The sequence below is a fragment of the bacterium genome, from assembly GCA_023382385.1.
Lineage (GTDB): Bacteria > Electryoneota > RPQS01 > RPQS01 > RPQS01 > JABWCQ01.
Genome location: JAHDVH010000002.1, coordinates 262,543 through 274,540, shown reverse-complemented (window position 1 = coordinate 274,540; position 11,998 = coordinate 262,543). Strand labels below are relative to the sequence as shown.

Annotated in this window: 11 protein-coding genes; 8 read left to right on the top strand and 3 right to left on the bottom strand. The window is 56.0% G+C overall.

Annotated elements, in window-relative coordinates; all coding sequences use genetic code 11:
• Positions 1 to 34 precede the first annotated feature (34 nt).
• Positions 35 to 592 (top strand): hypothetical protein, encoded by a 558-nt coding sequence (locus KJZ99_05400; GenBank protein ID MCL4305329.1) that lies wholly within the window; start codon positions 35 to 37, stop codon positions 590 to 592.
• Between the two features lie 444 nt (positions 593 to 1,036).
• Positions 1,037 to 3,322, top strand: coding sequence for a hypothetical protein (locus KJZ99_05395; GenBank protein ID MCL4305328.1), 2,286 nt, complete (start codon positions 1,037 to 1,039; stop codon positions 3,320 to 3,322).
• A gap of 108 nt (positions 3,323 to 3,430) precedes the next feature.
• Here the strand turns inward: KJZ99_05395 and KJZ99_05390 are convergent, their stop codons facing one another.
• The 3 genes from KJZ99_05390 to KJZ99_05380 all read right to left on the bottom strand — a co-directional run bounded on the left by KJZ99_05390 (position 3,431) and on the right by KJZ99_05380 (position 8,172).
• Positions 3,431 to 5,719 carry a T9SS type A sorting domain-containing protein gene (locus KJZ99_05390; protein ID MCL4305327.1) on the bottom strand — a complete coding sequence of 763 codons (2,289 nt, stop codon included), beginning with the start codon at positions 5,717 to 5,719 and terminating at the stop codon, positions 3,431 to 3,433.
• A 243-nt stretch (positions 5,720 to 5,962) separates the two neighbouring features.
• Positions 5,963 to 7,474 carry a mercuric reductase gene (locus KJZ99_05385; protein MCL4305326.1) on the bottom strand — a complete coding sequence of 504 codons (1,512 nt, stop codon included), beginning with the start codon at positions 7,472 to 7,474 and terminating at the stop codon, positions 5,963 to 5,965.
• Complete coding sequence (locus KJZ99_05380) at positions 7,471 to 8,172, bottom strand: TVP38/TMEM64 family protein (protein ID MCL4305325.1); 702 nt, start codon at positions 8,170 to 8,172, stop codon at positions 7,471 to 7,473. The genes KJZ99_05385 and KJZ99_05380 overlap by 4 nt, the downstream gene beginning before the upstream one ends.
• A gap of 68 nt (positions 8,173 to 8,240) precedes the next feature.
• Between KJZ99_05380 and KJZ99_05375 the strand changes: the two genes are divergently transcribed.
• Genes KJZ99_05375 through KJZ99_05350 form a run of 6 tightly spaced genes read left to right on the top strand, consistent with a single transcriptional unit; the run spans position 8,241 to position 11,998 of the window.
• Positions 8,241 to 8,477 (top strand): glycosyltransferase, encoded by a 237-nt coding sequence (locus tag KJZ99_05375; GenBank protein MCL4305324.1) that lies wholly within the window; start codon positions 8,241 to 8,243, stop codon positions 8,475 to 8,477.
• The gene (locus KJZ99_05370; protein MCL4305323.1) at positions 8,474 to 8,989 is read left to right on the top strand and encodes a glycosyltransferase; all 516 of its coding nucleotides are present in this window, start codon (positions 8,474 to 8,476) and stop codon (positions 8,987 to 8,989) included. The genes KJZ99_05375 and KJZ99_05370 overlap by 4 nt, the downstream gene beginning before the upstream one ends.
• Entirely contained in the window at positions 8,982 to 9,719 is a 738-nt protein-coding gene (locus KJZ99_05365) for a DUF547 domain-containing protein (GenBank protein MCL4305322.1), read from the top strand. Before KJZ99_05370 ends, KJZ99_05365 begins: the two co-directional genes overlap by 8 nt.
• Positions 9,720 to 9,729: 10 nt before the next feature.
• Positions 9,730 to 10,761, top strand: coding sequence for an arsenosugar biosynthesis radical SAM protein ArsS (gene arsS / locus KJZ99_05360; GenBank protein MCL4305321.1), 1,032 nt, complete (start codon positions 9,730 to 9,732; stop codon positions 10,759 to 10,761).
• On the top strand, positions 10,758 to 11,426 hold the full coding sequence (locus tag KJZ99_05355; protein ID MCL4305320.1) for a TIGR04282 family arsenosugar biosynthesis glycosyltransferase: 669 nt from the start codon (positions 10,758 to 10,760) through the stop codon (positions 11,424 to 11,426). Before arsS ends, KJZ99_05355 begins: the two co-directional genes overlap by 4 nt.
• Positions 11,426 to 11,998, top strand: coding sequence for a hypothetical protein (locus tag KJZ99_05350; protein MCL4305319.1), 573 nt, complete (start codon positions 11,426 to 11,428; stop codon positions 11,996 to 11,998). Before KJZ99_05355 ends, KJZ99_05350 begins: the two co-directional genes overlap by 1 nt.

The window sequence follows — 11,998 nt, the reverse complement described above, 5'->3', positions numbered from 1 at the left end:
GTTGTTTTGAAAATACTCACACCCACGAGGTCCCATGAAGAAACTTCTCCCCTTAATACTACTAATCTCCGCGCTGTCCGTCGGCTGTCTGCAGGTGCAGCAAAAGACCTACACTTTCAAGCTCAATCCCGACGGAACGGGCACAGGCTCCGTTTTTTATTACAACATCCACTCGACTGACGAAGACGAGCGCGACGTTTCTTTCAAGGATTTCGGCACGCTGGTGACCGACTACCTCGAAGGGATGACGCTCGAAGGCGAGAATGCGAACTGGAACATCACAGGCAAGGAGTTGTTCGAGCAGGACGGCGTGCTCTGCGGCAGGGTAGACTTCACGTTCGCAGACATGGGTGCGGCGAAGCTCTACCGCACGGCCAATTGTGAATGTGCGCCAATTCTTCTGCTGCCGGGCGCGGTGGACGAGACGCTGCTTGAGCATAACGGCAACGGAGTTGCGATGGGAGACGCTGAAGTGGTCGAGTGGGCCGCGGGAGCCAAGGAGATCAGCTATAAGACTGAAGTCAGCTCCAATGTGGAAGGCGCGCGCAACTTAGTTGAGCACTACAATGCGTGGAAGAAGACGAAGAAGTAGCTCGCGGAAATTCTGAAGTCCGGATGAGGCGGCCTGAAGAGGGTCGCCTTTTCTTTTGCGGCTTATGCGATGGGGGTGCAGGTGAACGGGAGAATGCGAGAGGAGGTGTTGAAACGAACACGGTTAATATACACAACTTTTTACGAAAAGTCAAGCTGAAAAGTATAGTATTAAATACTTGATTTTTCGAGTGTATAACGGATGTTGAGTATTATTGACCCCAAATATGTGAGGTGGAAATTGACTAAGATAATAAAAAGCAAAGTGTAAAAGAATGAGAGGCTAACGTAAGTTCAGTAGACCGATGACCTGCTTAGAAAGTTAGATTTTTTTATCGGGTATCTTGACAAATCGTCCAGCAGAGCCGATAATTAAGGGAAGGTGGGGAACGCTGGAACGGCGGAAGAGTTCACGCGCGACTGTGCGCAGAAAGCAGGTTCAATCATGAGAAGAGTAACAACGAAATTGACTATGCGGCTATTCGTGTGGGCGGTCCTTGTATTGTTTTGCGGCTCGGCGGGGGTGCAGGCACAGTGCGGCGGCCAGATTACGATTTCGGCAACATCGCTCGAGTGGGCGGCGACAGGAGTCGGTGTTCCGGTGCAGCAAACCGTGGAGATTATGAATACGGGGCCGGACAACCTGTGCATCTTCAACGTGACGAGCACGAGTCCGGCGTGGATCGTTTCGTGGAATCCCAGTCCGTTGCCGCCGGGAGGTGTGACGTCGCTGCTGATTGATTTCTTCCCGTTTCATGACCGCGACTACTTCGGCACTATCGAGATATTCTCCTCGGACGAGAACAGCCCGCGCGACAGCATCAAAGTCAGGGGCGAAGCCTGTCAGGCGGCTTTGCCGCCGGGCGCTCCGCAGATTCATTCGAGCGGTTCGCCTTACATGTTCTATTACTCGATTCCATGGGATGAGAATCCGGAAAGCGTCGAGTATGCAATTCAGGTCAGGAAGATGCCGGAGGGCGACACGTTCTACGGAGACCCCGACGGGGGCCACAGTGAGGTGCCGGTTTTCAACCTGCTTTCAGTACGCCGCGGAGTCAGTGGCCGAGCCAATCAGGTGGGAGCGGTCGGCGAACTCGAGCCGAGCAGTTTCTATGAAGTACGGCTGCTGACCAGAGATTGCATGGGTAATGTGTTTGAAGGTCCACCGATGCCTGTGGCGACACAAAGCGAGATTCACGAAGCGGCGATTGAAGAGTTGACGATCAACGCAACGTCACACGGTGGTCCGGTGGAGTTGCGCTGGAATCCGCAGGTGACCGATGTCAATCAGGTTCCGCTGCCGTTCGACGGCTATTTCATCTTTGCAGGAAATCATCCGGACAGTATTGATCAGCTTTACGCGGAGAGCTATGACAACTCCATCGAGTTGCCCGCCGTGGATTCAAAGAAGCTGTTTACGGTCTATGCCCGCACGAACGGGACGCACTTCGGCATCGCACCGTTCTTCTTCTGGCCGCCGGACAATGCGCCGCTGTACGGCGTGAATACGGTGATGCTGCGCGACGCGGCGAATTGGGACGAATGGTCAAGCGTGCAAATTCAGATTGACTCGATGGGATTCTGGGTGGATTTGCTGTCGCTGGGGCCGGATGAACTGCCGGGCCGCGAGGGCGTGGACATCATCGTGGATTTCGACCAATACGGAGTCGGTCCGCGAATGATACAGGCGAACGTGACGGATATTCAAGGTGTGGTGTACTCAGTTATTAAGATGGTGAACGTGCTGTCGCGCCCGTATGCCGAGTTCAGCGCATCGTATGACCCTGCGATGCGCACGTTTACGCTGCTGGCCACAAATATCAGCACGCCTGTGCCGCTGGTGGATATCTGGTGGCCGCTCTCGACGGTGGATGAGCGCTATGGCCCGGCCATGCAGTTTGAATCCAAACTTGGAGAGCCACAGTTGCATATCGTCAAGCCGATTCCGCTGTTCGCAAGCAAGATACTTAACGAAGAGCAGCCGTGGCCGCTGGAGAGTGACGCGACATACGGTGTGAAGGTGGATGACAATGCTCCGGGGAATTTTCAGGTCATAGGGAGCGAGAGTCCTGCTTCGCCGTGCTGCAAGGATATCGAGGTTGCATATTTCAACGCGAACACGGGGTTTGATTCCTGTTTTGTCAGTTGTAAGGCGTCCGGGCAAAATCCCGGAAGCAAGACGTGCCGCGCGGGCTGCAGGTTCTATTTCAACATTCTGTGGGAGTGGAATCCGGGAGTCTTCAACACAAGCTGGGCGGTGCATTCGAAATACACGGAGTCGCACTGGGACGGGACCTGCGCACCAGGCCCGGACGGGCCGGTGTTTACCGCCGCTGAAGGCGACGCACGCACCAAGACAAAAGATTTCAAGAACCAGCATTCGTATGAGGGGGCAACGACGGCGGTTCTGAACTCAAGCAATACCCCGAAGCCGCAGAAGCAGGGGACCAATGACGACGGCAAAGCCTACGGCAAGACGCCCGCGTGGACATCGGATAAGAACGGTAAGCAGGCCGAGCCGGTGTCGCAGCACAAGAAGGATACAACGCTCAGGAACGGGAGATCCATGGCCGTGCGCCTGAAGGGAGATTACTACTTCCGCGTGGTAGCGACCGACGAATGTCCAAGCGCGGATTGCGACAAGGAATACAGGGTGAATTTCGATATCGTGTGCTGCCAAGATTGCGATACGATTGTGACGACGTCGCCCTCCGTAACTGCCGTGCCGTAAAGCCCGACCTTAGGCCATGTGAAAACCGCCCCGCACGATGTCGTGCGGGGCGGTCTTGTTCAATGCACTCCTGCCGCCGCGAGCGGCGTCAGGATACGAGGTTCAAGTTTACTTCAGCAAGACCATCTTGCTCTGTGCGGCGAAGGAACCTGCGGTCAGGCGATAGAGATAGACGCCGCTCGAAAGGTTCGCACCGTCGAAGTTTACCGAATGCGCGCCGGCGTTCAATTGGCCGTTCACCAACTCGGCGACCAATTGACCACTGATATTATAGACCGACAAGGTCACGTCGGATGCTTCAGCCAAATCAAAACGAATCGAGGTGGATGGATTGAACGGATTCGGATAGTTCTGATAGAGCGCGAACTCGGTGACGACTGAGTTGTTCGCGTTCGGTGTGGCCGACAAAACGGCCAGCACGTCGCGATCGCCGTTCAGCGACAAGACGGACAGCTCGTAGGAATACATTTGCCCGTTGACCAGCCCGCCGTCCGTGTAATTGTAGCTGGCGCCGGACGCGTTGTTCCGAGCATCCACTTGCGCAATCAATAGTCCGTCACGACGTAACTCGAACTTGTCGAGACCGGATTCAGAAGCGGTGCTCCAATTCAACAGAACTTCGCCGTTTCCGGCCACAGCACTGAAGCCGTTCAGCTCGACGGGCAAGGGACCGTCCACTGTTCCGGAGTTTCCTCCCGCTGTCCAATTCACGAAGTCTGAACACCACGGGTGATTCAACTGGAAGCCGTCGAGCGAGCCGGCGTTGAGCGGTGTCGCCGCGACGAAGATAATCGAATCGCCGTCATTGCCATCGCCGTCGGGGAGCACGCTCCAGCCGGCATTCAGCACTTCGCCGTCCACCGAACCAGTTGTGCCCGTGCAGAAATTCGTGAAGATGACCTTGTCAATGCAGCCGGCGACATGCACCAGCCGATAGGCCCACGTCGGAGGGCCGGCGACGATTAACTCGATTGTGCCGAAGGCAGGATCCGGACAACAGAAGCCCTGAGTATGGGGCGTGATATGGCGATAACGGCCGCTGGAAGCGAACAGGACTTTCGTTTCAGTCCAATCCGCGGGGTCGCCCGAGTAGCCGGACGTATAGTCGCACTTCTCAATCGAATTGCCCGCATTGGAAAAGGCAAGGTCGGGGTAATTCACCGACAGCGAACCGTCTACCAGCATGCCGCCGGAAGCCGCAGTGAAGAGCGCCAGATTGTCACCGTTGTTGCCGAGCGTCCACGAACCGATAAGCGGTGTGCAGATGACCTCGTCATTAATCTCGGGAAGGTCCACACGGCAAAGAATTGCGAAGCCGTTGGCCGCGAGAATGGTGCCGGCGGGAACTTCTATCACTCCCTCGCCGCCATTGCCCGGATAGACGTCATCGTCCGTCAGCACCCAACCGGAAATGTCTATCGGGTTATTCGTGGTGTTGTGGATTTCGACCCACTCCGCATCAGTCGTTTCCGTGTCGTCGTACATGATTTCGGTGATGACGACATCGCCGGGAGCGACGGTCACGTTGACTGTGAACTCACAGGTGACATCGATGGCCGGATTGCCAAACAGGTCGAGCACATCGTTGGCAAACAGGGTGTAGCTGTTATTCGGCAGCAGGTCGAAAGTCAGATGCACCAGCGCAAAGTTGACGGGGTCGCGCTGGGCAAGCGATGGCGTATACCCGCCGGGATTCAAGCTGTAGTTGTCCACATTTTCCGCGGACGACTGTTCGACATTTTCGCTGAAGAGCACGTCCACTGCCGTGTTGGACAAAGCCAGGCAGTAGCTGATGGTGGGCGGAATCAAGTCGGCACAGGGGCTATTGGCAAATCCCGGTGTGCAGTGACGATAGCGGCCGGTCGTCGCATATTGATTCGTCGATTCATGCCATGCGGCGACATCGCTCGTCCACGGTGCGTTGGGGTCGCACTTTTCAATCGAGTTGCCGAGATTTGTTCCGGCAAGGTCTGGGAAGAAGACGGTCAATGAGCCGTCAATCAACGTCCCGCCGGTGGCTGCGGTATACAATGCGAGATTGTCTCCGCTGTTTCCCAGAATCCAACTGGCAGTTATCTGCGTACACTGCACAGCGCCGGGAATCTCCGTGAAGTCTCGCGAAATCACAAGATACGCACCCGCAGCGATGGACGTGCCGGCGGGAATCTGAATCGCGCCTTCGCCGCCGTCGGCAGGATAGACGCTGTCATCCACAAGCACCCAGTCACTCAAATCTATCGCGGTGCCTGTGGTGTTGTGAAGTTCCACCCATTCGAGGTCCGTCGAGGCGGTGTCGTCGTACATGACTTCGGTGATGACGACTGAGCCGGGAACTTGTGCGAAAGCCATTGTCGCGGCCACGATAAGGGCCGAAAAAATCATCCAGAAACGATTCATAATACCTCCAATATCTTAGAGTAGCATAGCAAGTCGACTTAATATAGCTATAGCAACTTGCATTGACAAGGCAAGTCGGATGTTCACCGTTGCTGACCCGCCTTTCCAAGCCCTGAAGAACCAGACCCTTCGAGGACATCCTAACCGTATCTTGACATTATTACATTTGCAGGGAGGCAAGACTGGCGGAATAAGAAGGCCGCAGATAAGCGGCCTTTGTGAGCTTGCGGTTAACATTCTCGCTTAACGGCGCCACTTCAGGATATTGCTCAGGAGTCTGGAGACCGACGGTGTGAGCATGGTTCGCCTGAAGAGATCTCCGCACTTCTTAAGCATTTCGGATTGTGTGGGATACGGATGAATATCAGACGCCAACCCGCTGAGTGATACATTGTGATTCATAGCGACGACCACTTCGCCGATCAGTTCGCCTGCATGCGGCGCGACGATGGTGGCGCCTTTGATTTGTCCGCGTTTGTCATGCGTGATTTTGATGAAGCCGTCGTCCGCATCGTCAAGTATTGCGCGATCGAGATGCGCAAACTCAAGTTTGATGGTCGCGAGGTGATGCCGGTCATCGGAATGATCATAGACGCCGACGTGGGCGACTTCCGGGTCGGTATAGAGTGCCCACGGAATGTTCAATTGACTCGCGCGGTGCGAACCGAAAAACAGCGCGTTGCCGATGACAATGCGGGCCAGCGCGTCGGCGGCATGCGTGTATTTAAAACGGCTCGCCACGTCCCCGCATGCGTAGATGTGTGGATTTGTCGTGCGCAATCGGTCGTTGACGTGAATGCCGTCGCGGTCATATTCCACATGTACGGCATAGAGATTCATACCCTCTACATTGGGCACACGGCCGACTCCGACGAGAACCTGGTCGAAATAGTCTTCGACCTGATGCGTGCCAATCTCACAGTGCACGACTTTCTGCCCGGCTGTATTGGAACAGCGCATATTCCGAATTCCGAGGCGGAAGCGCACGCCGTCTTTTTCGAGAGACTTCTTCACACGTTCCGCGGCATCGGGGTCTTCGCGGTGCAGAATGCGTTCGTTCAGGTCGTAGACAGTCACGACGCTGCCGAAGCGGGCGAAGGCTTGCGCCATCTCGATTCCTACCGGCCCCGCCCCTATCACAGCAAGTCGGCGCGGCAATTCGGTGAGTCCGAAGAGCGTTTCATTCGTGAGCGGTTCAACCGACTCAATTTCCTCTATGTCCGGCATCGCGGCACGAGCGCCAGAGGCAATCACGGCGCGGGCAAAATTCAATTTGCGGCCGCCGACTTCGATTGCGCTGGAATTCAGAAAGCGGGCTTCTCCGAAGTAGACGTCCACGCCTTTTTCTTTGAGAGTCTGAACACTGTCGACGGCTGCGATGCGCGCGCGCAGCTTTCTCATGCGTTCCATGACATCTGCGAAGTTTACGGAGTAAGACGGCACGTTGATGCCGAAGCGTTTAGCGTCGCGCACCTCTGCCGCCGCACGTGCGGCGCGCAGCAGCGCCTTGGAAGGGACACAGCCGACATTCAGACAGTCGCCGCCGAGCAGGTTCCGTTCGATCAATGCGACCTTGGCACCGAGTGCCGCGGCTCCCGCAGCGGTGACTAATCCCGCCGTGCCGCCGCCAATCACCACGAGATTGTAGCGGCCTGAAGGGTGAGGAATCGGATACTCCGCGGGATGAACGTGAGCAAGCAATTCGAGATTGTGCCTATCTTCCGGCCAAACCAACTTATCTTCAGGGATACTCATGCGTGCTTTCCTTCCACGTCGCGCAGCGCACGCCGCGCTAAACGCGTAACGTAAACTGTGACCCAAATGGTCAGTCCCAAGCCGACGATCGTAAAGATTCGGCGGACATTACTTTCCGGTAATGTTCGGGTGGCGGCCATGGCAGCCAACGACCCGAGGTATACGTAGAGCACGGTGCCGGGAATCATGCCAATAAGTGACGCTATCACATAATCCCCCAGACGAACCTTTGTGATTGCGTAGAGGTAGTTCAACAGAACAAACGGAAACACGGGTGAGAGTCTGGTCAACAAGACGATTTTGAAGCCTTCGCGTCCAACCGCTTCATCCACCGCCTTAAAGCGAGCATTGCCTGCAATCCGGCGAACAACGGTCTCACGAACAAGATACCGTCCAATCAGAAAGCTTGCTGCGGCTCCGAGTGTTGCTCCTGCGATGGTAAGCAGCGTTCCCTTGAAGATTCCAAAGACTGCGCCCGCTCCGAGGGTGAGGATGGAGGCGGGAAACCAAACGACGGTAAGCAGAACGTAGAGAGTCACGAACCATACATATCCCAGCCAGCCCATCCTGCGAATAGCCTCAAGCTGTTCCTGCAACCAATCGCCAACCGGAAATGCCGTGAAAACATAGAGTAATCCGGCAATCATCGCCACAAGAATCGCCCACTTTTCCCAGCGATGTTTGGCGTAACTGCGCATTACTGCCCCTCTGTCAGCTTTCCAGAATGTTTGCTATATTTCGAGATAAAATAAGATAGCGAACACATATGCCGCCCGCAAGAGCCATCCCGCACGCCAAGCCTTGGTCTGATTCACTGAGCGTTGTCATCCCGACGCTGAACGAGGCGCAACGCCTGCCGCGCTTGCTGGAAATCCTCAATTTGGAAACCCCCAAGCCCGAGATTATCGTGGTGGACGGAGGGAGCACAGACGGCACGGCGGACTTTGCGCGGCCGTGGGCGGATCAGGTGGTGGAAACAGAGCCGGGTCGGGTCGACAGTTGAATATCGGTGCGCAACTCGCGCACGGCGAGATTCTATGGTTCCTGCACGCGGACTCTAAGCCTCCTGTGCACGGGGTAGCACAGATACTCGAAGTATTGCACAACCGCACGGAACTTCTGGGGGGTGCGTTTCGTCTTAAGTTTGACCGCTCGACGTTCGGGCTGCGTACGATTGCGATGGGTGCGAATCTGCGGTCCCGCCTGTTTCATATGCCCTGGGGTGACCAGGGTCTTTTTGTGCGCAAGGCAGTCTTTCTCGAACTTGGTGGATTTCCCGACTGGCCCATCATGGAGGATTTCGCGTTTCAAAGCAAGCTCGCGCGACGCGGACGGACGCTACTTTTGAAAGATACTCTGGTTACTTCCGCACGACGTTACGAAAAGCTCGGGACATGGCGTGCCGTAGCCACAAACGTGCATACGCTCTGGTCGTATTATCGCGGCAAGTCTCCCGAGGAGATGCAGGCCAAGTTCAGGCCAAAGCCGGAACTGGGTGACAGTGCTGATGAGTAGGTTCGTGCTGGCTGTGCTGCTGGCCGTGTGCGCCAACGGCTTTGCGTTTGATCATACCTACGCAGACTATCAGGCTATTCTGGACAGGTATGTGCAGGCGGGCGAAGTGGACTATGCGGCACTCAAAGACAATCGAGCCAGCCTGGATGCTTTCATAGCCTCGTTTGCGGATGTGTCTTTCGAGCAATACCGCGCATTTACGAAGAGCGAGCAGTTGGCGTTTCTAATCAATCTTTACAACGCGGCAGCTTTGCAGCTGATCATCAATCACTATCCGCTCGGTTCGATCCGCGACATCGGTGGATTCTTTTCCAGTCCGTGGAACAAGAAGTTCGTCACACTGTTCGGTCACGAGGCATCGCTTGGGATGATCGAGCACGACATTCTGCGGGCGGATTTTAAGGAGCCGCGAATTCATTTCGCGATCGTTGGCGCGGCGCGCGGCGGTCCGCTGCTGCCATCGCAAGCGTATCTCGACCACCGCATGAGCAGTATGCTCGCGCAGGCGGAGCGGCACTTTCTGACCGAACGTCCGAACGAGAACCGGTTCGAGAACGGTGAACTGCGGATTTCTCCCATCTTCAAGTGGTTTCGCGATGACTTCGGAGGTGATGACGGAGTGCGCACGCTGTTTCAGATGTATTACCCTGAAGTAACGAAGGACACGCGGATTCGTTACACGGACTATGACTGGTCGCTGAACTCACGAAACAACCACGCCGGAGATTGATCCGTTGACACTGAAGTCGCTGCTGGCCGTCAAGCACCCGCTGGCTGATCCTGAACAGCAACTGCGTATTCTCGAGGAGGATGTCTCGTGGGTGCGGTTCGATCACAAACTCGCGGGATCCGACCTGACCTCGATTCGCGCGGAAGGGATTGAGACGCTGCAAATCAACGTCGGCAGACTTTGCAATCAGACGTGCGGACATTGCCATGTGGACGCAGGACCGGACCGAAAAGAGATTATGCCGCGCGAGATTTTTCTGCAGTGTCTGCGTGTGCTGGACGACACAGAGATCAAGATTGTGGATATCACCGGAGGTGCGCCCGAACTGAATCCCGATTTCCGTTGGTTTGTGCAGGAGTGCCGGACGCGCGGTTTGCACGTAATTGACCGCTGCAACTTGACGGTCCTGCTGTCGCGACGGCAGGAGGATTTGGCAGAGTTTCTGGCGAAACATGAAGTCGAAATCATCGCATCGCTGCCCTGCTATACTGCCGAGAAAACCGATGCGCAGCGCGGCGCAGGCGTATTCGAGAAGTCCATCGAAGCTCTTCGTCTGCTGAATGCGGTGGGCTACGGGAAACAGAAGGAACTTGAGCTGCAGTTGGTATACAATTCCGGCGGAGCCTCGCTTCCGCCGGATCAGCGCAAGCTTGAGGAGAAATACAGGTGGATTCTCTGGAACGAGCACGGCGTGGTGTTCAACCACCTATATTGCATTACGAATATGCCGATCGGACGTTTTCTCGATTTTCTGCTGACGTCAGGTGATTATGATTCATATATGACCGAACTCGTCTGGGCGTTTAATCCCGCCGCGGCGCGCAAGGTCATGTGCCGGACGCAAATTTCCGTGGACTGGCAGGGATTTCTCTACGACTGCGACTTCAATCAGATGCTCGGATTGACGGTCAATCACGGCATGCCGAAGCACATTTCCCAGTGGAGCAGGGAGTTGCATCGGCGCGAAATCGTCACCCGCAACCATTGCTACGGTTGCACGGCGGGTGCGGGTTCGTCGTGCGGTGGAGCGGTCGCGCAATGATGAGCGGCACAAACTCCCGCCATGCGTCTCCTCGCGGTCGCGGGGAACTCAGCACGGATACACTGGTTTGTCTGGCGAGGATGCCGGAAGCGGGTAAGGTCAAAACGCGCATCGCGTCCACTGACGGTCCGGAGCGCGCGCTGGAAATCTATTTGAAACTGGTGGCCTGCTGCCGCAAACTGCTGGACAACCTGCCCGAGCAGATTGATGTCGAAGTCTCCTTTGCGGAGCCGTTCGATTTCGTAGAAGCGCAAAACTATTTCGGAACCCGACCGTTCTTTTCACAGCAGTCAGAAGGGGACCTCGGCCAGCGAATGTGCGTGGCGGCTATTCGGGCGTTTCAGAGTGGAGCGCGGCGTGTTGTGTTGGTCGGCTCCGATTGCCCCGCTTTGACACCTGAGCATCTTTCGCAGGCATTTCGTATCTTGGAAGAGTATCCTATTGTGCTCGGTCCGGCGGCGGATGGCGGGTATTATCTGCTCGGGATGACGCAGATTGTTCCCGAACTTTTTGCGGAACTGCCGTGGAGCACTGAGCGGCTGCTGCCTGAGACGCTGGCGCGGCTCAAGCAGGCAGGGGTTCAACACAAACTTCTGCCTGTGCTCACCGACATTGACACCATCGAAGACTGGAAACGCTTCACAACAAACCCTTCGGAACTCTGATGAGACGACTCACATCTATCGCTTTTCTCTTAACGGGCATGACGGCGCTGTTGCTGGCGGGTTGCGGTTCCAAGAAAACTGAACCGCAGGCGACGACTGAAGCCCCCAAGACTGAAACACCGGCAACCGAGACCCCGACGTCGGTGGATGCAAAAGGTTCCGTGCTGCGCGCCGGTCAGTCGGCTTGTTTGGTGGTCTTCCCGAAGCCGGAAGGGGAAGGCGAATGGTTGTCGCTCGTCAAACTGAAAGGAGCGCAGGATACGGACCGTCTGCCTCGAATTCCGCTCGCATCATCGAGCACAATCACTCTGCTGAACATTCCGCCGGGCGAGTATGAAATCCGTGCCAGCGCCTGGCTGCGTAAGTCGCCGCCCTACACCGGAGGTAAGAGCCAGACCGTGACGCTCAAGGCCGGCGAGTTGCTGATTCTGCGCGCCCCTAAATTGCCTGCAGGCGAAACCAATCCTGACAACGCAACTTTAACTGAGGCTGGACGCCGGTCATGGACCGTCACAGCCCCGCAACAATTACCCCTATACATTGCCGAGGCGGCGAAGACCGTTCGAGGCTAA

Bases quoted from the DNA above. Each gene is read 5' to 3' on its own strand.
- KJZ99_05400 (MCL4305329.1), top strand. From the start codon at position 35: ATGAAGAAACTTCTCCCCTTAATACTACTAATCTCCGCGCTGTCCGTC.
- KJZ99_05395 (MCL4305328.1), top strand. From the start codon at position 1,037: ATGAGAAGAGTAACAACGAAATTGACTATGCGGCTATTCGTGTGGGCG.
- KJZ99_05390 (MCL4305327.1), bottom strand. From the start codon at position 5,719: ATGAATCGTTTCTGGATGATTTTTTCGGCCCTTATCGTGGCCGCGACA.
- KJZ99_05385 (MCL4305326.1), bottom strand. From the start codon at position 7,474: ATGAGTATCCCTGAAGATAAGTTGGTTTGGCCGGAAGATAGGCACAAT.
- KJZ99_05380 (MCL4305325.1), bottom strand. From the start codon at position 8,172: ATGCGCAGTTACGCCAAACATCGCTGGGAAAAGTGGGCGATTCTTGTG.
- KJZ99_05375 (MCL4305324.1), top strand. From the start codon at position 8,241: ATGCCGCCCGCAAGAGCCATCCCGCACGCCAAGCCTTGGTCTGATTCA.
- KJZ99_05365 (MCL4305322.1), top strand. From the start codon at position 8,982: ATGAGTAGGTTCGTGCTGGCTGTGCTGCTGGCCGTGTGCGCCAACGGC.
- KJZ99_05355 (MCL4305320.1), top strand. From the start codon at position 10,758: ATGATGAGCGGCACAAACTCCCGCCATGCGTCTCCTCGCGGTCGCGGG.
- KJZ99_05350 (MCL4305319.1), top strand. From the start codon at position 11,426: ATGAGACGACTCACATCTATCGCTTTTCTCTTAACGGGCATGACGGCG.